Source organism: Sorangium sp. So ce119 (genome assembly GCF_051524405.1).
Classification (GTDB): Bacteria; Myxococcota_A; Polyangia; order Polyangiales; family Polyangiaceae; genus Sorangium; species Sorangium cellulosum_G.
This window is the reverse complement of sequence record NZ_CP150311.1, coordinates 1033489-1051773: the sequence shown is the minus strand read 5'-3', so window position 1 is coordinate 1051773 and position 18285 is coordinate 1033489. Positions and strand designations below refer to the sequence as shown.

At 71.5% G+C, this 18285-nt stretch carries 16 protein-coding genes; 5 read left to right on the top strand and 11 right to left on the bottom strand.

Going from position 1 to position 18285, the window contains the following annotated elements; translation table 11 throughout:
• Positions 1–69: 69 nt before the first annotated feature.
• The 3 genes from WME76_RS48265 to WME76_RS48255 form a co-directional block, all read right to left on the bottom strand.
• Entirely contained in the window at positions 70–801 is a 732-nt protein-coding gene (locus WME76_RS48265; protein WP_437962967.1) for a response regulator transcription factor, read from the bottom strand.
• Positions 798–2648 (bottom strand): ATP-binding protein, encoded by a 1851-nt coding sequence (locus WME76_RS48260; RefSeq protein WP_437962966.1) that lies wholly within the window; start codon positions 2646–2648, stop codon positions 798–800. Before WME76_RS48260 ends, WME76_RS48265 begins: the two co-directional genes overlap by 4 nt.
• Positions 2649–2815: 167 nt before the next feature.
• A complete protein-coding gene (locus WME76_RS48255) occupies positions 2816–4984 on the bottom strand; it encodes an alkaline phosphatase D family protein (RefSeq protein WP_437962965.1) in 2169 nt (722 codons plus the stop codon).
• A 182-nt stretch (positions 4985–5166) separates the two neighbouring features.
• Here WME76_RS48255 and WME76_RS48250 point away from each other — a divergent pair, with 182 nt between their 5' ends.
• Together WME76_RS48250 and WME76_RS48245 are read left to right on the top strand one after the other, a co-directional pair.
• Positions 5167–5373 (top strand): hypothetical protein, encoded by a 207-nt coding sequence (locus tag WME76_RS48250; protein ID WP_437962964.1) that lies wholly within the window; start codon positions 5167–5169, stop codon positions 5371–5373.
• A 703-nt stretch (positions 5374–6076) separates the two neighbouring features.
• On the top strand, positions 6077–6571 hold the full coding sequence (locus WME76_RS48245; RefSeq protein ID WP_437962963.1) for a chemotaxis protein CheX: 495 nt from the start codon (positions 6077–6079) through the stop codon (positions 6569–6571).
• A 244-nt stretch (positions 6572–6815) separates the two neighbouring features.
• Here the strand turns inward: WME76_RS48245 and WME76_RS48240 are convergent, their stop codons facing one another.
• The 3 genes from WME76_RS48240 to WME76_RS48230 are packed head-to-tail and all read right to left on the bottom strand — an operon-like array spanning position 6816 to position 9268.
• Complete coding sequence (locus tag WME76_RS48240; protein ID WP_437962962.1) at positions 6816–7202, bottom strand: hypothetical protein; 387 nt, start codon at positions 7200–7202, stop codon at positions 6816–6818.
• 23 nt (positions 7203–7225) lie between these two features.
• Entirely contained in the window at positions 7226–7681 is a 456-nt protein-coding gene (locus tag WME76_RS48235) for a hypothetical protein (RefSeq protein ID WP_437962961.1), read from the bottom strand.
• An 18-nt stretch (positions 7682–7699) separates the two neighbouring features.
• On the bottom strand, positions 7700–9268 hold the full coding sequence (locus WME76_RS48230) for a hypothetical protein (protein ID WP_437962960.1): 1569 nt from the start codon (positions 9266–9268) through the stop codon (positions 7700–7702).
• Between the two features lie 486 nt (positions 9269–9754).
• Between WME76_RS48230 and WME76_RS48225 the strand changes: the two genes are divergently transcribed.
• From WME76_RS48225 to WME76_RS48215, 3 genes are read left to right on the top strand one after another with little or no spacing between them, the layout of a single operon-like run.
• Positions 9755–12718: a nitrate- and nitrite sensing domain-containing protein gene (locus WME76_RS48225; RefSeq protein WP_437962959.1), complete on the top strand. Its 2964-nt coding sequence runs from the start codon at positions 9755–9757 to the stop codon at positions 12716–12718.
• A complete protein-coding gene (locus tag WME76_RS48220; RefSeq protein WP_437962958.1) occupies positions 12715–13251 on the top strand; it encodes a chemotaxis protein CheX in 537 nt (178 codons plus the stop codon). Before WME76_RS48225 ends, WME76_RS48220 begins: the two co-directional genes overlap by 4 nt.
• Before the next feature lie 36 nt (positions 13252–13287).
• The gene (locus WME76_RS48215; RefSeq protein ID WP_437288974.1) at positions 13288–13665 is read left to right on the top strand and encodes a response regulator; all 378 of its coding nucleotides are present in this window, start codon (positions 13288–13290) and stop codon (positions 13663–13665) included.
• 20 nt (positions 13666–13685) lie between these two features.
• Here the strand turns inward: WME76_RS48215 and WME76_RS48210 are convergent, their stop codons facing one another.
• The 5 genes from WME76_RS48210 to WME76_RS48190 all read right to left on the bottom strand — a co-directional run bounded on the left by WME76_RS48210 (position 13686) and on the right by WME76_RS48190 (position 18141).
• Positions 13686–16133 (bottom strand): family 43 glycosylhydrolase, encoded by a 2448-nt coding sequence (locus WME76_RS48210; RefSeq protein WP_437962957.1) that lies wholly within the window; start codon positions 16131–16133, stop codon positions 13686–13688.
• 308 nt (positions 16134–16441) lie between these two features.
• A complete protein-coding gene (locus tag WME76_RS48205; protein WP_437962956.1) occupies positions 16442–16738 on the bottom strand; it encodes a hypothetical protein in 297 nt (98 codons plus the stop codon).
• 180 nt (positions 16739–16918) lie between these two features.
• Positions 16919–17272 (bottom strand): hypothetical protein, encoded by a 354-nt coding sequence (locus WME76_RS48200; protein ID WP_437962955.1) that lies wholly within the window; start codon positions 17270–17272, stop codon positions 16919–16921.
• A gap of 121 nt (positions 17273–17393) precedes the next feature.
• Positions 17394–17642, bottom strand: a complete 249-nt coding sequence (locus WME76_RS48195; protein ID WP_437962954.1) for a hypothetical protein — start codon at positions 17640–17642, stop codon at positions 17394–17396.
• 19 nt (positions 17643–17661) lie between these two features.
• Positions 17662–18141, bottom strand: a complete 480-nt coding sequence (locus tag WME76_RS48190; RefSeq protein WP_437962953.1) for a hypothetical protein — start codon at positions 18139–18141, stop codon at positions 17662–17664.
• Between the last annotated feature and the right edge of the window lie 144 nt (positions 18142–18285).

The window sequence follows — 18285 nt, the reverse complement described above, 5'->3', positions numbered from 1 at the left end:
GCGGCCCGTTTGCGGCGGCGCGTGAGGGGCAGTCTGCGCGCTGGCCTTGTTGGCTCCGTCTTCGCCAGGTCACCGTTCTGTCTCCGGCGCCGGAGCGCGGGTGAACCGGTATCCGGCGCCGCGCACGGTCACGAGGTGCCGCGGTGATCGCGGGTCGGGCTCGAGCTTCGCGCGCAGGCGGTTGATGAAGTTGTCGACGGTGCGATCGGTGCCGAAGTAGTCCGCGCCCCAGACCGCGTCGAGGATGCGCTGGCGCGGCAGGAGCGCGCCCTCGCGCTCGACGAAGAAGCGCAGGAGCTTCATCTCGAGCGCCGTGAGCTCGACGGGCGCCCCGCGCCGCTCCACGCGGTGGGCGCGGAAGTCGACGACCACCTCCGCGAAGCGCACGACGGCGCGCTCGGCGTCGCCGAGCCGCCGCCGCCGCAGCGCCGCGTCCACGCGGGCGAGGAGCTCGGAGACGCCGAACGGCTTCACGATGTAGTCGTCGGCGCCGAGCCGGAGCCCTCGCACCCTGTCCTGCTCCTCGCCCTTGGCGGTGACCATCAGGATGGGCAGGTCGGCGTCGCGCCGCCGGAGCTCCTCGCAGATCTCGAAGCCGTTCATGCCGGGCAGCATCACGTCGAGCAGCACGAGATCGGGCGGCGCGGCGAGCGCCATCGAGAGCCCCTCGGCGCCGGTCTTCGCCACCTCGACGCGGAAGCCCGCGGATCGCAGCGTCTTCTGGAGGCCGAGGCGCAGCGTCGGGTCGTCCTCGACGACGAGGACGGTCTCCAGCCTGCCTTCGGGCGTCTTCTGGGTCATGGCGTCTGCTCCTTCGGTCCTTCGGGTCCGGGCGGTCCCGGGATCCACAGGGTGAACGCGGCGCCGCGGCCCGGCTCGCTGTCGACGCGGGCGGCGCCGCCGTGCGCGCGGGCGACGTGCCGGACCAGCGACAGGCCGATGCCGCTGCCGGAGACGGCGCGGCTCAGCCGGTCGTCGGCGCGCTCGAACGGCTCGAAGATGCGGCGCTGGTCGCGCCGGGCGACGCCCGGGCCGCGGTCCTCGACGACGATCGCGACGCCGCCCCGCTCGCGCGCGACGCGCACGCGGTAGGGGGCGGCGAGCGGCGCGTACTTCAGGGCGTTGGCGAGGAGGTTGTCGACCGCGAGCTGGATCTGGCCGGCGTCGATGCTCGCCTCGGCGGCCGGGTCGAGATCGCGCGCGACCCGGGGCATCTCCGGGTTCCGCTCCTCGAACGTGTCGATCGAGGCCGCGACCGCCTCGGCGACGCGGGCCGGGGCGCGCTCGGCGGCCGCGCGTCCGGCCATCATCCGGCTGAAGCCGAGCAGCCGCTCCACGGTGTCGCCGAGCCGCCGCGCCTCGCGCCCGAGCGCGTCGAACACCTCGCGGTGCTCGTCGGGCGCGAGCCGCCCCTCCTCGAGCAGCTCCGCGAGCATGCGCACCGACGCGATCGGCGTCCGGAGCTCGTGGGAGACGGCGGCGACGAAGTCGGTGCGCAGCTCGCTGGAGCGCCGCGCGGCGCGCATGCGCGCGAACAGGAGCGCGGCCAGCCCGAGGGCGAGGGCCGTGGCGGCGGCGCCGACGCCGACGAGCAGCCGCTTGCCGCGCGCCGCGTGCCGCTCGACGGCCGCCGGATCCGCGGGGGAGAGCCGCACGGCGAGCCCGGGCGCGATCGGCAGGAGGGCCGCGGGCGCCCCGCCGAGCTCGGGCCCGGCCGGCGCTCGCCCGGCGACGTCCGCGCCGGCGACGACGTCGGCGCGGACGTCGGGCGAGAGCGGGCGCGCGTCGCCGCGGAGCCAGCCGGCGAGCGAGCCGGCGTGGATCACGAAGCCGGCGGAGCGCCCGTCCGGGAGCGCCCGCAGCGTGCCCGCGGCGGCGCCCGCGCGGAACGAGGTGAGCCCGCGCGCGTCGGGGCGCGCGCGCAGCGCGGCGTCGAGGCCTCCGCGCCGGAGCTCGGCCACGAGCGCGTCCCGCTCGGGGCGCGGGGCGGCGAGGGCCGCGCGCGCCCGCCCGCGCGGCTCGCCCGAGAGCGCGGCGTCCACCTCGATCGCGGTGGCCTTCCGCTCCGCCTCGGAGAGCCCCGCCGCGTGCGCCTCGAGCCACGCGGCGACGGCGCCCTGGTCGACGGCGCCGTCGGCCGCGGGGTCGAGCGCGAGGACGGGCCAGAGCCACCGCCCCGCGGGCGACCTGGCCTCGGCGCAGCGCGCGAGGAAGTCGCGCCGCGCGCCGGCGCGGGCCCGGGCGTCCGGCGCGGCCGCGGCGCGGGCGAGCGCGGCGCACCCCGCGGGCGCGGGCGCGGGCGGCGGCGCGGCCTGGGGCGGCAGCAGCACGGAGCGATCCGGCGCGAGCAGCACCGGCGCGGCGAACGGCGGGGCGATCCCCGCGAGCGCCGCCGCGGCGGCCTCGGGGGGGCCGGCGTCGATCGGGAGGGCGGCGAGGGCGGCGGCGGCGCGGTCGGTCTCCTGGTCGATCGCGCGCGACAGACGGTCGGAGGCGGTGGCGAGGCCGAGCGCCACCTCGCGGCGGGCCCCGTCGGCCTCGTTGGAGACAGCGCGGAGGCCGAGGACGCCGACGCAGATCGCGGGGACGGTCGCGGCGGCGGCGAAGAGCGCCCAGTCGCGCAGGCGGCTGGCCCGGGGGGAGAGCACGGCCCCAGGGTCGCACGGGAAGGTCACCGGAATGTCACGAGCCGGGGAGCACCGGAGGCGCGCTCAGGTGGGCTTGCGGGCGTGAGCGCAGTCCCGGTGGAAGAGCATGGCGGTGTCGGGTACGCGAGCGGAGCCGCACGCGTGACCGGGCCCTTGCCCGGGGCGGATCAGATCCACTTCATCGTGGAGGCGTCCCAGCGCCTCCAGGTGCCGTCGTCGTCCCGGTAGATGTCGCTCTCCCCGGCCAGGGTGCGGAACCGCTTGCTGCGGACCTCCAGGTCGCCGCGCCTCGCCGTGTAGTCGGTCTTCACCGCGGTGGGGTCGATGCTCCGCATGTCGACGACGAGCTCGTCGCCGTTCGCCTCGACCACGACGTAGCCGTGGGCGTAGCTGTTGGCGTGGGCGAGGTGCGGGTTGACCTTCGTCGTTGACGACGTGAGCAGGTTGTCGATGCCGGCGGCGAGCAGCGCGGCCCCCGGGACCGCGCTGAGCACCGGATCGGCCGCCACCTGGCCCTGCAGCATCTCGCGGAAGGGCGCCGACGAGACAGCGCCGCCCACGAACTCGACGATCCTCTTCGTCGGATCGCCGTCGAGCCCGGCCGTCCCCGCGTAGAAGGCGTGGATGTCGCCGGTGATCGCCACGACGTTCCCGACGTCGACGAGCCGCTCCAGGAGCTCGTTCCGCTTGTTGCGGAAGCCGTCCCAGGCGTCGAGGTTCATGTAGAAGCGCTGCTTGAACTGCTCGGGGACGCTGTTCGCGGAGAGATCGATGGCGAGCGGGAGGAGGCAGTACTCGTTGCCCCAGACCTTCCAGGTCGCCTTCGAGCCTTCCATCGTCTCGAGGAACCAGGACTCCTGCTCGGCGCCCATGACGTCCTCGCTCGCGCCCTGCGTCTCGTTGTAGCGAATGGCACCGTAGATATCGACGGTGTCCTTGACGGCGAAGTAACGGGAGCCGATCGAGCTGTGCATGCCGGTCTTGCCGAGATCCAGGTACGCGATGCCCCGCTCGAGGGACGCCTGCTCCTCGGCGCCGATGAGCGGGATCTGCATGTCCTCCGGCAGGCCCTCGTTCACGCCGGCGACGACCTGGTTGACGAAGGCGACGCTGATGTTCCCCGTCACGTCGGCGGCGTCGTAGCCGGCGGCCTGGGCGGCCCCGGTGAGGGCCGACGCATAGATGCCGTCGCCGTAACCCTCGATGTCCACGTAGGGCTGGGCGAGCTCGGGGACATCGTTGAGCTCTTCCAGGAGCCTGGCCTGGTCGAGCACCACCTTGCCGGGGAAGGCGCCCTCGGGGATGAGGTGATCCGGCCGGTAGCTGCGCAGATCCGTCATGACCAGGTGGACGTGCCGGCCGAACACGAAGTCGCGGTAGATTCGGATATCGCCCGGGAATTCCGCGCCGGGGTCGTACTCGAAGTCCTCGCCGTAGTCGACGGGCTGGTACTCGAACCAGGCCTGGTTGGCGGCCTTGCGCCGATCGACGTCGGTCTCGTCGATGCGGCCGTCGGAGTACGTGGCCGTGGCGCCGTAAGCGTCGTTCGAGAACTCGTGATCGTCCCAGGTGGCGATCATCGGAAAGCTCTCGTGAACCTTCTGGAGGTTCGCGTCGGAGCGGTACGTCCTGTAGAGCTCCCTGTAGTTGCCGAGCGACCTCGCCGCGTGGAACGCGCCGTCCGCGAGCGGGATGGCGCCGTCCACGTCGGTGAGCTCGATTCCTCGCCCGGTGGTGTTCTGGAAGCTGGGGTCGCCGGTGGTCTCGTAGATGTAGTCGCCGAGGTGGACGAAGAAGTCGAGCTCCTCCTCGGCGAGCGCGAGGTAGGTATTGTAGTGGCGTCCGATGTAATCCTGGCAGGACACGTAGGCGAAGCGCACGTTGACGTCGGCGTCCTCGGCCGGCGCGGTCCTGGTGCGTCCCACGCGAGATACGTAGTTCTTGTCCCCCTTCACGTAGATGAAGCGGTAGTAGTAGACCGTGCCGGCCGCGAGGCCGCGGACCTTCACCTTGACGCAGTGATCGTGCCGCGCGAGCGCCTTCACCTTCGACTGGCCGGCGTCGAGCGCCACCCGCTTCGTGAACTCGGCGTCGGTCGCGACCTCGACCTCGAGGTCGCGATCCTCCTCGCCGTCCTGCACGCGCGCCCACAGGATGACGCCGTCGGGGCGAGGATCGCCGGACGCGATCGACTGGGGAAAGAACTCGGCGCCGTCGGTCAGATTGCGGTCGTCGAGGACCGGGTCGATGATCTCGGGATCGTCGCCGCAGGCCGGGACGGCGAGCGCGCCGGCGGTGACGAGGGTGGCTCGAAGGAAATCTCTGCGCTTCAGCATCGAGGACCAGGGAATCCTGGAACTTTCGCCGGTGTCAACGGGCTCGTGGACCTCGCCGTGCCAGCCCTCACCGCGCGGCGTGTCGCCGGGGGGCGCGCCGCCAGCAGGCGGTCGACGAGCGCATCCACCTTGCGCTCCGCCCTCGCGATCGACGCGCTGAGCCGCTCGTCGCCGAGCTCGTCGTGCTGCCTGGATCCAGCGGCCCGTCACCGGTGAGGGCCGACGACCTGAAGAGCGGCGCCCTCGTGCAGCCGTTCGGTCCGGTGCTCGACGGCCATCGCTATCACCTCGTGCACCTCGAGGGCGCAGCGGCCCGCGAGGAGATCGCGGCGCTCCGCGGGTGGCTCTCCGCGACGATGAGCGGAGGACGATCCCGGAAGCCGCGATGAGGCGCGCGCGGCTGTCCGACGGACACCTGCGCTCATCCGGCCAGCTCGACCTCGACGGCGGGCTCTCCGGCCGGCGGCGGCGGCGGAGGGCCCCAGGGCGAGGGCGGTTCGCAGGGCAGGAGCGACATGTTCCGCATGAAAGACGACAGGAACATGCGATGTTTGCAGATACGGAAAACTAACGTGTGAGCGGATGCGGCGCAGGGGGGCGCAACGCGTCGCGGCAATCGCGCATCGGGCGCCTGGCATGCGTGAGACGCGTGAGACGCGTGTGAGACGCGGCAGAGGACTCTCTCAGGGGCACGTGTCGGCGGACGTGTGTATTCGAGTTTCATCCGCGAACGGCATTGCCGGAGGGGGCACAGGTAGGGTACACTGTGCGTTTATCATGGTGCGTCGGCGTGGTACCATCGGGCAACGTCAGGCCGACACGCGGCCGGGACACAGCGGTGCTGAGCCCCCGAGCACCGAGCGCCGCGATGTGAGCCCCTCGCAGCGGAACGTGCCGTCGCCCGTGCCCTCGCGCCCGTCCAGCGAGCTTTCGCCGCGGAACACTTCGTCGCCCGCGCCCTCGCGTCCCGCCCCACCCAGCGAGCCGTCGCGGCGGAGCGTGCCGCCGCCCGCGCCTTCGCGTCCCGCCCCGCCCAGCGAACCTTCGCCTACCTCACGACCACCCCCGTCGCGCAGAGTACGCACCATCGACGTGCTCGTTCAAGGCGCGACCGTGGAGCTCTTTCATTTTTACGGTGTGGCCATTGCGCCGGCGGACACCGGCGATTGTCGTGAAGAGGCGCGCCTCCACATCGACCCGGCGAGCACGATCGATTTCTTTGCTCCCGGCTTCTGTGGCGTGCTCGCCCTGTCCGCGAACCCTGGTGTGTTCCGGGCCATGAAGGGGCTGCCGCCGATGCCCGAGGGCTTCAGCGACTGGATGCGCGAGGTCGCCAATCAGCTCATGGGCAAGGTGAAGAGCCGCCTCGCGCGGTTCCAGATCTCGCTGCAGACCGAGCTGCCGCAGCTGCGCCACCCGAGCGACGTGGAGCGCCGGCACCGGAGCTGCAAGCAGCAGTTCTGCTATTCTTTCAGGACATTGAAGGGCGAGGTGTTCGTCACCTTGAGCGGCGACTTCGACGATGGCTCCCTGATCTTCTCGAACGCGTCGCCGCTCCCCCTCGACGGCAAGGTCATCCTGTTCTGAGGGCGCCCGCTTCGGATACGGGCCCACCTCGGCGTCTTCGGTGCTCGGATACGGAGCCTGGTTCCGCGGGGCAGAGATCCTGCCAGGGATCTGCATCGAGAGAGGACAGAGATTTCGACGCAAAGGCGCCAAGAGCGCAAAGACGCAAAAAGGCATTGTAATCATCTTTTTGCGCCCTGGCGTCTTTGCGCCTTTGCGTTGAAATCTCTCTCCGGATCCCTGGCCGGACTCCTGGCGGGCGGAACTAGACGCCGCCGCCACCTGCGCTGCCGCCGCCGGCGCCGCCACCGCCACCGGTTCCGCCGCCAGCAGCGCCGCCGTCGCCGCCGGCGGCGCCCGCGCCACCGCTGCCGCCTGCGCCGCCGCTGCCGCCGGTGCCGTCCGCGCCGCCGGTGCCGGTGGCGCTTCCGGTGCCGGTGGCGTCGCCGGTGCCGGTGGTGCCGGTGGTGCTGCCGGTGGAGCCGGTCGGCGGCAAAGGAGTCATGCACGCGTTCATGAAGACGAGCTGGCCCGGATCACAGGGGTCCGACTCCCAGCATCCCATGAGCATCGCCGCGCAGACGGCGCCGAGCGCGACGACAAGGGCCCCGCTACGCGTGGGCGACATGATGCGAGACGGGCGGATGTCCATCGTTCGTTCCTCTCTCCACAGGCTCACGGCGGCACGACCTGGCCGTCGCGGATGCGCGCGATCACCTTGACGGAGGGGTTGACGTCGCCGGCGGCGACGTACCCGATACCGCCCGCCTCCTCGCCCACGATGCGGAGGACGGCGCTCGGACTCGACGCCTTGCGCGGCGGCCGCTCGCCGCCGCGGATCTTCCGGTCGATCCAGTAACGGGCGACGCCCTCGGGATCGAGGCCCAGCACCGCCTTGTCGAAGCGCTGCCGGAGCGAGGAGTCGTCGGGGAGGTTCACCGGCACCGCCGACTTGCCGTACCACTCGGTCCGCGTCGTCTGGAAGATCGGACGGAGCGTATCGCGCCCGGCCGCCCGGACGGAGCTGGCCTGGTTGACGACGACGACGATCTCCTCCTCCACGGCGAAGGACGAGGCGGACGGGGTCATGCCGAGCAGGGCCAGGAGGAGCAGAAGGGATAAACGCTTCATGGTTGCGTCGAACCTCTCTCAGAAGGCCAGGATCAGGCGGGCGAGCGCGGCCGTGGTATGGAAATCCTCCACCGGGGGGATCCCCGGCACCGCGCTCTCCTCATCTCGAAGGACGGTCATGATCGTGCGCAGCACCTGGGTCCTGAGTGTGACGTCCGGGGTGATGTAGAAGTTCAGACCGCCGCCGACCTGGAACATCGTGTCGTGGCCGAAGAACGGCGCGTGCAGGGCGGCGCCGATGACGAACGGCTCCATGTTCAGGAAATCGAACCGGTGCGCCGCCACCGCGTACGTGGAGGTCTTCCAGGCGTCCGGCGCGAAGAGCCCGCCACCCCCCTGGCGTTTCCCTTCGTCGAAGATCACGCGGACGACCGCCGCCTCCGCGCGCAGGCGCGTCGACCCGAAGTCGAGCGAGACGTCTCCTGCCCCGATGTACTCCCGGAACGACCACGTCGAGCCGATGGTCGGAGTGAGCTCTCCGACCTTGTAGTCGGCGACCCAGTCGCGGGCGCTGCTCGCGATGAACGACGCCCCGAGCTTCAACGCGAGCTTGCCCGGGTCCTCGTAGCTGGCGTGCAGGCGGCCGCCGAACCCGCGGGTGTCGTCGAAGGCGAACGGCGCGTTCTCGTTGCGCCCGTTGCTCACGTAGGCGTTGTATCCGAGCTCCCACGGGCCCGTGAACGTGCTGCCGTAGAGCATGACGCCGGTCTGCCGCGTGGGAAACAGGCGCGATGTGATGAAGTAGGGAATGGCGGCGGTGATGAGCACCGGGCTCCCATGGTCGACGTTGTAGATGCCGATCGGGGTGAAGAACTGCCCGACGCGCACCTTGAAGAGGTTGAAGCGCGTCCAGTCGATGTGGGCGCGCTCGATCGACACCAGACCGCCATAGGTGAGCGGCGAGCCGAGCGCGATCGCGGTCGAGTCGTAGGTCCCGTACTCCTGCGTGGTCACCCGGCCGACCACCCCGGGCGGCAGCGGCGTCGTCGGCGGGACCGGCACCGGGGCGCCGCCCGGCGCGGTCGTGAACCGCAGCTCCCCGAGAAAGCGAAAGTGATCGCTCGGCTGCGCGTCGAGGTAGAGGTTCAGGTTCCCCACGACGAAGTTCGTGGCGTTCGCCTGCGGGGACGCGGCCGCGAGCACCGAGCTCTCCGGGACCCACAGGCGCTGGACGCCAGCGTCGATGAACCCGTAAAGCCGGAGTAGCTCTTTGCCCTCATCCTGCTCCGGCGCTGCCTGCGCGTCCTCGACCGCCGCGAGGCGCTTTTCGAGCTCCGCCGCCCGCTTCTCCGCGGCGGCGAGCCGCGCGTCGACAGCAGCCTCTCCGGTCGTCGCTGGCGCTGCGGCGTCTGCTCCGGTCGCGGCGGGCGCTGCGGGCACGGCTCCGGGCGTAGCGGGGGCGGCGGCCGCTCCGGGCGCGGCGGGCGCGGCGGCTGCTCCGGGCGCGGCGGGCGCGGCGGGCGCGGCGGGCGCGGCGGCGGCGCCCGGCGCGGCGGGCGCGGCGGCTGCTCCGGGCGCGGCCCCGGCCCCCGGCGCGACGCCGGCGCCCTGGCCCTGCGCGTGCGCGAGAGATGCCGTGACGAGCACTCCGCCAATGGCAGCGCTCGACGCGCGCGCGAGGCGCCATGCGCGCGCTCGCCGCTGTGATCTCCGACCCATCACCATTGCTTTCTCCCCTGTCCGCAGAGCTCGGTATGCGGGCGGCCGACGGCGCACGCGCTCTTGCGGACTCGCGACCGTCACGCGTAGCATACAGAGGAACGATGGAAATTGTGAACTCGACGCGCTTCGCTTCGCTCCGGCGCATAGGGCGCACTGGTCACCAGGGCACGTGAAACGTCGCATCAGGAGCGCGCCTGAATCATGAGGACGCACAGGGTGCGCGGGGAAAGCTCGGCGGCGACTCCGGTCCTCGGCACCTCGATGATCGTTTGCGGTGCTCTGTCCGTCCGATGCTCCAGGTGAGCGCCAGGCGCGGGGTCTCAGGCGTTCGCCGGGAGCCCCTTCTTCGAGAGCACACGAGAGGTGAGCGGCCTTTCTGTCGCGCGAGCCAATCCGGGGGGACGGGCGTGCATGCCGAGACTACGTAACGCGTCGATCCGCTTGAAGCTCTGGTCGCTCGCCGGCGTGCCCGTCGTGGGCGCCCTGCTGCTGGCGGCGATGATCGTCGGTGACGCGCGGCGACAGGCCGAGAGGGCGGCGGGGATCGGCTCGATCGAGGACCTCGCGCAGCTCTCCTCGATCATGGCGGAGCCGCTGCACGCGCTGCAGAAGGAGCGGGCGCGGACCGCCCTCGTGGAGGGGCTGGAGGTCCGGCCCCAGGAGGCGAGGGACGCCGAGGGCGCGCAGGGCGCCTCGCGACCATTCCAGCGCGACGTGGCGCTCGCGCGCGCGAGCCGCGAGCTCAGCGCCGCGCGGACGGCGACCGACGAGCGCCTCGCCCACCTCGACGCGTTCCTGGCCGAGCGCGACCTCTCCCGGCTGCCGCCCCGGCTGGCCCGCGACCTCGCCGACGCGCGCAACCGCGTCCGCGAGCTCGGCGCGTTCCGGAGCCAGGCCGACGCGAAGGCCGTGCCGCTCGACAGCGTCCTCAAAGTCTTCGGCGGCATCAACGTGAGCCTGATCCGGGCCAACGCCGGGCTCTCCGAGCTGAGCGACGACGGCGAGCTCCTGCGCAGCATCCAGTCGCTCGTCGCCGTGCACGAGTTCGCCGAGCGCGCCAGCCGCCAGCACGCGCTGCTCGCGCACGCCTTCGCGTCCACGCAGTTCGAGCCCGGCGCCTTCAAGACGCTGGTCACCTTGATGACGGAGGAGGAGCTCTATCACGAGGTGTTCATGGCCAACGCGTCCGAGTCGGCGCGGGCGCTCTTCGACGCTTCCCGCGCGGACGCGCGCGTGCGGCGCGCCCAGGAGCTGCGCGCCGCCGCCGTCGCGTCGACGGACGAGGCGCTGGCCCTCGATCACGACGCGTGGTTCGACGCGCAGCAAGGGCGCCTCGACCGGCTCGCCGCCATCGAGCTCGAGGCGCTCACGGGCATGCGGCGCGCGGCGGCGGCCAAGGTCGCGGACACGCGCCGGACGGTGCGCAACGGCGTCGCGGTCTCGGCGTTCGTGCTCCTCATGTCGGTCGCGCTCGCGTTCGTCCTCGTGCGGGGGATCTCCCGATCGCTCGAGGTCCTCGGCGAGGCCGCGGCCCACGTCCGGCGGACGCGCGACTACACGACGCGCGCCAGGAAGACCGCCGACGACGAGTTCGGGGCGCTCACGGACGCCTTCAACGAGATGCTGGCGGGCATCCAGGCGCGCGACGAGGCCCTCGAGGGCCACCGGCAGAACCTCGAGGCCACCGTCGCCGAGCGCACCCGCGAGCTCGAGAAGCGCAACGGGGAGATGCGCCTCGTGCTCGACAACGTCGATCAGGCCCTCGTGACCATCCGCCGGGACGGCACGATGGAGCCCGCGTACTCCGCCGTGTTCGAGCGCCTCTTCGGCGCGCCGTCGCCCGACGAGCACTTCGCCGATCGCGTCGCCGACCACGACCCCCGGGCCCGCGCCTTCCTCAGGATGGGGTGGGAGGCCGCCTGCGACGATTTCCTCCCGCTCGAGGTCGTCCTCGACCAGCTCCCGAAGCACCTGCACCGCGGCGGCCGCCACCTCACGCTCGGCTTCAAGCCGATCCTGTCCCGAGAGGGCCAGTTCAGCGGCGCGCTGATGGTGATCACCGACGTCACGGCGACGATGGACTCCCTGCGGGAGTACGAGCGACAGCGCGAGTACATCCAGGTGTTCGAGCGGGCCGTGAAGGACCGGCTCGGCCTCATCGGGTTCGTGAACGACACGAGCAAGCTCGTCGACGCCGTGTGCGCGCGGGCGATCGCCGAGGTGGACCACGTGATGCGCCTCGTGCACACGATCAAGGGGAACGCCGGGCTCTGGGGCGTGACGAGCGTGGCGAGCGTGGCGCACGACATCGAGAGCTTCGTCGTCGAGGAGCGCGCGCTGCCGCCGGACGAGCAGATCGACGCGCTGAAGGACGCGTGGTGCGCGTTCGTGGCGCGCGTGAGCGGCCTGCTCGCCGGGGCGGCGCAGGCCATGCGCGTCGACGTGGCCCACGAGGAGCTCGAGGCCCTGCTCGAGATGGCGCGCCAGCGGCGCGAGCACGCGGAGCTGGAGCGCGCGATCGGGGCGCTCCGCAACGAGCGGACCGACGTGCGGTTCAACCGGATGAAGGATCAGGCCGAGACGCTGGCGCGGCGGCTCGGCAAGCCGAAGCCGGACGTGCGCATCGACGCCGGGGGCGTGCGGCTCCCCGCGGCGCGCTTCGCCGCGATGTGGCAGGCGCTGTGCCACGTGGTGCGCAACGTGATGGACCACGGGATCGAGATGCCGGAGGCGCGCGAGCGGGCCGGCAAGCCGCCGAACGGCGCGCTCACGCTCCGCTCGTGGGTGACGGCGGACGAGATCGTCATCGAGATCGGCGACGACGGCGCGGGCATCGACTGGGAGCGGGTGCGCGAGAAGGCGGCCGCCGTCGGGCTGCCGAGCGCCACGCGGCGGGATCTGGAGGCCGCGCTGTTCGCCCCCGGCTTCAGCACCGCCGAGCAGGTCACGGACGTCTCGGGCCGCGGCGTCGGCCTCGGCGTCGCGCTCCACGAGTGCCGGCGGCTCTCGGGCCGCGTCGAGATCGACACGGCGCCCGGCGAGGGGACGACGTTCCGCTTCCGGTTCCCCCGGGAGCTGAACGAGGCCTCCGCCCTGCCCGCGGGCGCGCCGTCCGCCTCGCTGCCCCCGTCGAGCCGGCGAGGCGGGCTCCTCGCCGGCGCGTCGCGCGGCGCATCGAGCCCGAGCTACCCGCCGGTCGGCGGCTCGAGCCCGAGCCTCCCGCCGCTCGGCGGCTCGAGCCCGAGCCTCCCGCCGGGCGGCGGGGCGAGCCACTCGCCGATCGGCGCCGGCGGGGCGCCGAGCGCGAGCCGAGCGGAGCGCGGCGCCGTGAGCGCATCGACAATGCAGAGCGACAGATCGAGGAGAGCTGAATGAATCCGGAGAGCTGGCACCGCATCCATGACGAGCTTGCGGCGTCGTGCGTCCACCTTTTTCGCGACAACGGCGTCGAGCTCCGGCTGCTGGAGGACATGGAGCCGCAGGTGACGCCGGGCAACGCGGTGGTCTCCTTCATCGGCTTCACCGGCGATCATCTCCGCGGGAGCCTGACGCTCGTCGCCCCGGTGGCGCTCATCACGCGCAGCCACCCGCTGCGAGCGCGGCGCCCGATCGACGAGGACATGGTGTGCGACTGGGCGAGCGAGCTGTCGAACCAGCTCCTCGGGCGGGTGAAGAACCGCCTGCGCCCGCTCGGGCTCGTCGTCGTGCTCTCGACGCCGAGCGCCGCGATCGGCGATCACCTGCGCGCCAGGGAGGAGCAGAGCGAGGGCTTCCGGCGGCTCCTGTTCGACGCAGGGCTCGACCGGCTCGTCGTGCTCTTCGACGCGCTTGCCCCCGACGCGGCGCTGAAGCTCGAGGAAGTGAGCGCGCCCGACCCGCAGCGCGAAGGCGAAGTGCTGCTGTTCTGATCTGCGCGGCCGCGCGCCCAAGGAGAGACACGACAGATGCCCAGGAAGATTCTTCTCGTCGAGGATTCGAGCACGGTGCGCCAGCAGGTCGGCATCCTGCTGCAGGGGGCGGGCTACGGCACGCTGGAGGCGGACAACGGCCGCGACGCGGTCGCCGCCGTCGCCGCCTGCAAGGGGGATCTGGCCATGATCATCGCGGACGTGAACATGCCCGTGATGAACGGCATCGAGATGATCCAGAGCCTCCGGGACAAGAACCTCGCGACCGGCGTCCCGATCCTCATGCTCACCACCGAGGGGCAACCCGAGCTGATCGAGAAGGCCCGGAAAGCCGGCGCCAAGGGCTGGATCATCAAGCCGTTCAAGCCGGACCTGCTGCTCGCGGCGGTGAAGAAGCTCGCCGGCGAGCCCTGAACCGCCGGAGGCGCGGCAGGTCAGCGGGCGGGCACGAAGCGCAGCGACGCGAGGCGGAGCAGCTCGCCATCACCGCCCGTCGCCTTCAGGTACACCTCGTGGGTGCCCGTCGTGGGCACCAGGTTGCACTTCACGGTCGTCCACTTCTCCCAGTCGCCCGTCGCGGGGATCTTGCAGGTGCCGATGGCCGAGCCGCCGGCCAGCGGATCGATCCAGACCTCCACGTCGCCGCCTTGCCCGACGCTCGAGACCTTCAGCTCGATGGCGTCCGCGTGCGCGCGGCTGTTCCCCAGGTAGACGCTGCCGTACATGGCCCAGTCGCCGCTCTCCAGCCCCAGCGCCGATCCTGCCGCCTCGCTCGACACGATCTCGGCGCCGGACTGCTGGTTCGCCTCCGCGGCCGGGATCGAGGTGAACCCGTCACGGTAGGCGAAGAGGTCGAAATCGGCGCTCTTGTTCGTCGCGAACATGCCGGCCTGGTTCCCGATCCAGGTGTGGGCCATCGCGTAGAACTGGTCGAGCGGGGAGATATCGATCTCGGAGCCTACCTGGGTCCACTCGATGCCATCCTTGCTGAACCAGCCGGTGGCCTTGTGGTTGGTGCGCTCGAGCTTGAGCCAGACCATCTCGCCGGTGGGGGCCGGGACCGACTCGCTCACCACGACCGGCTCGTCGAGCTCGGTGTACGCGGCTTCACCCTCCTTCAGGGGCTTGACGGAGCGCGAGCGGAAGGCGAACCGGATCTTGTCGGCGCCGTCCTCCATGACCCGCGCCACGGAGACCTCCATGGCGGCGGGCAGCGCGAAGCTCTCGCCGCTGGTCATCCACGTCGGGGCGGTGAGCACCTGCTCGTCCTGCCAGTAGCCGTTGCCCACGCGGACGCCGGCGGCGTCGCCGTCGTCCCCGGGCGTGAACTCCAGCCTCGCGACCATGCTGCTCGAGTGCAGCGCGTCCTTCTGCACGACCCACGTGGTCTGATCGGCGTCCGGATCGATCCGCAACCACCCCGGGCGGTCGGTCACCGAATACTTGTGCTCGGAGCGGCCGTAGGTGGTCCAGGCGGGGCCGATCTCGTTGGACGAGAACTCGTCGTTCACGGGCAGCAGGAAGGGCACGTCGCTCTGCGGCAGCTGGGGCGCCGGCAGGTCGCGCACCTGGCTCGGGTACCGCGGGACCGGGATCGTCTTCCCGCCGACCTCCTCGTCCTCCCAGGTCACCTGCAGGAGCAGCCCCTCGCGGGCCAGCCCCATCCACTCGCCGTTCTTCGTGTCGTTGGTGCCCACGTTGGTGCAATCGTACGAGTGGGCGAAGATCCACCACGTCCCGTCGTCGAGCTCGATCGGCGCCGTGCCGTGCTGCACGCCGGCGTACGGCTCCTCGCCGGTCAGGACGTAGCCGAGCCACGTCCAGTCCTCGGCGGTGCTGCCGACCAGCTTCTTCGACGCCCAGGCGTGCATCTGGCCGCCGCAGGCCGTGTGCGTCGACACGAAGTAATAGTACCAGTCGCCGCGCTTGGCCATCGTCGGCCCCTCGGCCCACTTGCTCCAGTCCGCGTTGCTGAACTCTCCGCAGCCGCCGGTCTCCTGATCCCAGTTGATGAAGCTCAGATCGATGGTCGTGTCCGGCAGCAGCATCCCGGTCTCGGGGTCGATCTCCGTGACCAGGTTGATGCCGAAGTCGTTGGGGTGCTCAGCGTCCCATTTGCACAGGCCGTTCTTGATGATCATGTACGTCTTGCCGCTGTCCGGATCGACGAACACCGAGTTGTCGGAGCCGGTGCCTCGCATGTACGACATGTCGCTGCCGGGCGGCGTGTACGGGAAGATCTCGACCTTGGTGGGCTCCGACCACGGGCCCTCGAGGCTCGGCGCCGAGGAGAAATGCTGCGTGGCGCCGACGGAGTAGTAGACCCGGTAGAGGTCATCGGTCTTGACGATGAAGCCACCCCAGGTGCCCTGGCCGGGGCCGACCTGGTTCTTCAGCGCGGCCGCGGTGGAGTCGACCACCCGGTTCATGCGCTCCCAGCGCACGAGGTCCGTCGAGCGGAGGATCTCGAAGGCGGGCATCATGTGGAAGTTCGACCCGACCAGGTAGAAGGTGTCGCCCTCCCGGTAGAGGTTCATGTCGGGGTGATCGCCGGGCAGGACCGGGTTCTGGTAGGTCGTCGGGCTGAAGGCCGTGCCGAACGTGGCCTTCAACGTCTTGCTCCCGTCCAGGGAGACGGTCAACGGGTTGCTCAGCCCGGCGCCGTCGCCGCTCCATCCCAGGAAGTTGAGGCCCGGGGCGGGCGTCGCGGTCACGGTGACCCAGCTACCAGCCTTGTGCGTGTACGTTCCGGGCGCGGGGTCGGTCGTGCCCTCGCCGCTGGCCTCTATCGTGAGCGCAACCTCGGCGTCGTTATCACCGCAGGCCGCGATCAGAGACCCGGCCAGGAGAACCATCATGACATGCGCGCTGCATCGTCTCATCGTCTGCTCCTCGCTGGCACCTTGCCAGCGGTCAGGGGCGCCCCGGGATCGGGCAACGAGCGCCCGAGCTCTGAATGTTCGTTACACAACAGGAGCCCGCCCCGGGGGGTGTGTGCCCACGTGGCGCAATGTGAACGCTCACACCGTCGGCGTCAATAGTCCACCGCGGCGGCCCTCATCACTGCCTGTGCATCATTGAATCCACTCGTCCGACGCTCGTGCTGGCGGTGTTCGCGTCGGAGCGGGCGGGGACGCGGGAGCGGCGCGCGCGGTCGTGTCGGGACGACCGCGCCTCACCACGCGATGCGCTACTGGCAGGTCGTCGCGTCGAAGCAGACCGCGGGGTCCTGCCGAGGCGCGCTCGGGGCATGTCGCGAGAGAGGCTCTCCGGTGCACTTGAGGTTCTCCGGGATATCGGCGCTGGAGCCGAGCGACAGCGCGCAGTGCGCCTCGGCGTCGAGCGGGGCGCCGCCGCCCTGCGCGTAGATCGGGACGTCCTCTCCGTCGACCGGGAGGGTGGCGAGCGGCGTCTCGATGTCAGCCGCGAAGTCGGACACGCTGATGTCGTCGTTGCAGGGGGGCGTGTGCCAGTCGATCGCCACCATGCCGACCGGCTGCCGACGAGACTGCCCAAGTGAACCGGTTCACCCGGATGGGCTTCGCGCGAGCGCGCCTGAAGCGGGCGGCCAGGGTGGCCGAGCTGGGATGTGGGATTGCCGTGAGAATGCACACCGGGCTCTGCCCGGTCGCGCCGCCGAGGTGAGCGCGATCGATCCGGCAGCCGCTCAGACGCTGCCGCTCACCTTGGCCGTGCGGGTGTTTCCGTCGAGCGACGACTCGATGCTGTACAGGGCTCCGTGGAAGGAGATGCTCCCGTCATCGCTCAAGTTTCCGCCGCGCAGCACGTTGGCGGCGCTCTCGTACAGGAGGTAGGAGGCGCGGCCGCTGGGCGCGCTGGCCAGCGTCCAGGTGCCCTCCGCGCCGGCCGACTCGATCACGAGGTGCTGCGGAGCGCCGGTCGCGTCGACGAGCACGCCGAGCGTCGAGCCGCTCCGGTCGCGCGACGTGGCGCGGAAGGTGAGGAGGGCCGCGGTGGCGAGCAGCAGGGCGGAGGCGATTGGCTTCTGAGGGATGGACATGGCGATGAGTTGCAACTCCGTTGGTGGCCGCTTCGTGCGGCTGGTGGCCGCTTCGCGCGGCCCGCGTGACGTGTCTCTCCGGGGCGGCCAGGCGGCGGCCGGGCTCCGTGAAGGGGGGGCTCTACCGGTCGGAGACGGCGAGCGCGCTCGTCGGCTGCCAGACGAGGCCGCCGTACTTCCGGGGCGACCCCGAGCGATCCAGCCGCTGGAACGTCTCGCCCGACCTGAGGTGGCGCTGCCTGTCGCGATCGAACGGGCCGCGCAGGTTGAGCGCGGGCTCGTACACGACATCGCTCCTCCCGTGCACCTGGAAGCGCCAGCAGAGCCTCTGTTCCACGCCGTCCACGACCCGTGACAACGACTCATTCATGATCGAACCCTCTCTGCGCTCAGCGCGCGAGTTGCTGGAGCGGAAGCATGGGGCGCGGCGGGATCCGCGAGGGCGGCCTTCCCGTCCGTGCCTCGAACCGCGCGAGCGCCTCCCCGAAATCAGCCTCGACCTCCGCCACCATCCACGCCTCGTCCTGCTCCGAGAGCGGCGGCGCGTCCCCGGCGGAGCGGAGCGCGAACAGCGCGCTCAGGAGGAAGCGAGGCCACGAGCGCACGTCGTCGCCGGCCTCGGCGACGGCCCCCTGGGCCTGGATCAGCTCGGCGAACCCGTCGCAGCGGAGGGCCAGGCACCGCCGCGCCCCCTCGGAGAGGCCGGCGAAGGGGCCCGCGAGGCAGAGCGCCAGCGCGCGCAGATCGGTCGGCATCCGCTCGTCGGTCGGCATCCGCTCGGCGCGCGACGGCGCGACCGAGACAAGGCCTTCACCCAGCATGGCGCCGCTCGGCGCGGCGGGGGTGGTCGGCGTGGACGCATGGATCATCTCGACGTTCTCCCGAGGCGGGAAGGCACGCGAGGCGCGTGCGTCCCAGGGCTGTGCATGAGTTGCCTCGAACGTCGACAGACGGCCGTGCTTGCCGTCTCTGGCCGATGGTCCAGGCGGCAACGCCAACAACTTCTCTGCGTG

What these genes read in the sequence shown, in the direction of transcription:
- WME76_RS48240 (WP_437962962.1), bottom strand. Translation starts at nt 7,202, where the DNA reads ATGGACATCCGCCCGTCTCGCATCATGTCGCCCACGCGTAGCGGGGCC.
- WME76_RS48220 (WP_437962958.1), top strand. Translation starts at nt 12,715, where the DNA reads ATGAATCCGGAGAGCTGGCACCGCATCCATGACGAGCTTGCGGCGTCG.
- WME76_RS48215 (WP_437288974.1), top strand. Translation starts at nt 13,288, where the DNA reads ATGCCCAGGAAGATTCTTCTCGTCGAGGATTCGAGCACGGTGCGCCAG.
- WME76_RS48205 (WP_437962956.1), bottom strand. Translation starts at nt 16,738, where the DNA reads ATGGTGGCGATCGACTGGCACACGCCCCCCTGCAACGACGACATCAGC.
- WME76_RS48225 (WP_437962959.1), top strand. Translation starts at nt 9,755, where the DNA reads ATGCCGAGACTACGTAACGCGTCGATCCGCTTGAAGCTCTGGTCGCTC.
- WME76_RS48200 (WP_437962955.1), bottom strand. Translation starts at nt 17,272, where the DNA reads ATGTCCATCCCTCAGAAGCCAATCGCCTCCGCCCTGCTGCTCGCCACC.
- WME76_RS48190 (WP_437962953.1), bottom strand. Translation starts at nt 18,141, where the DNA reads ATGATCCATGCGTCCACGCCGACCACCCCCGCCGCGCCGAGCGGCGCC.
- WME76_RS48265 (WP_437962967.1), bottom strand. Translation starts at nt 801, where the DNA reads ATGACCCAGAAGACGCCCGAAGGCAGGCTGGAGACCGTCCTCGTCGTC.
- WME76_RS48255 (WP_437962965.1), bottom strand. Translation starts at nt 4,984, where the DNA reads ATGCTGAAGCGCAGAGATTTCCTTCGAGCCACCCTCGTCACCGCCGGC.
- WME76_RS48210 (WP_437962957.1), bottom strand. Translation starts at nt 16,133, where the DNA reads ATGAGACGATGCAGCGCGCATGTCATGATGGTTCTCCTGGCCGGGTCT.
- WME76_RS48195 (WP_437962954.1), bottom strand. Translation starts at nt 17,642, where the DNA reads ATGAATGAGTCGTTGTCACGGGTCGTGGACGGCGTGGAACAGAGGCTC.
- WME76_RS48235 (WP_437962961.1), bottom strand. Translation starts at nt 7,681, where the DNA reads ATGAAGCGTTTATCCCTTCTGCTCCTCCTGGCCCTGCTCGGCATGACC.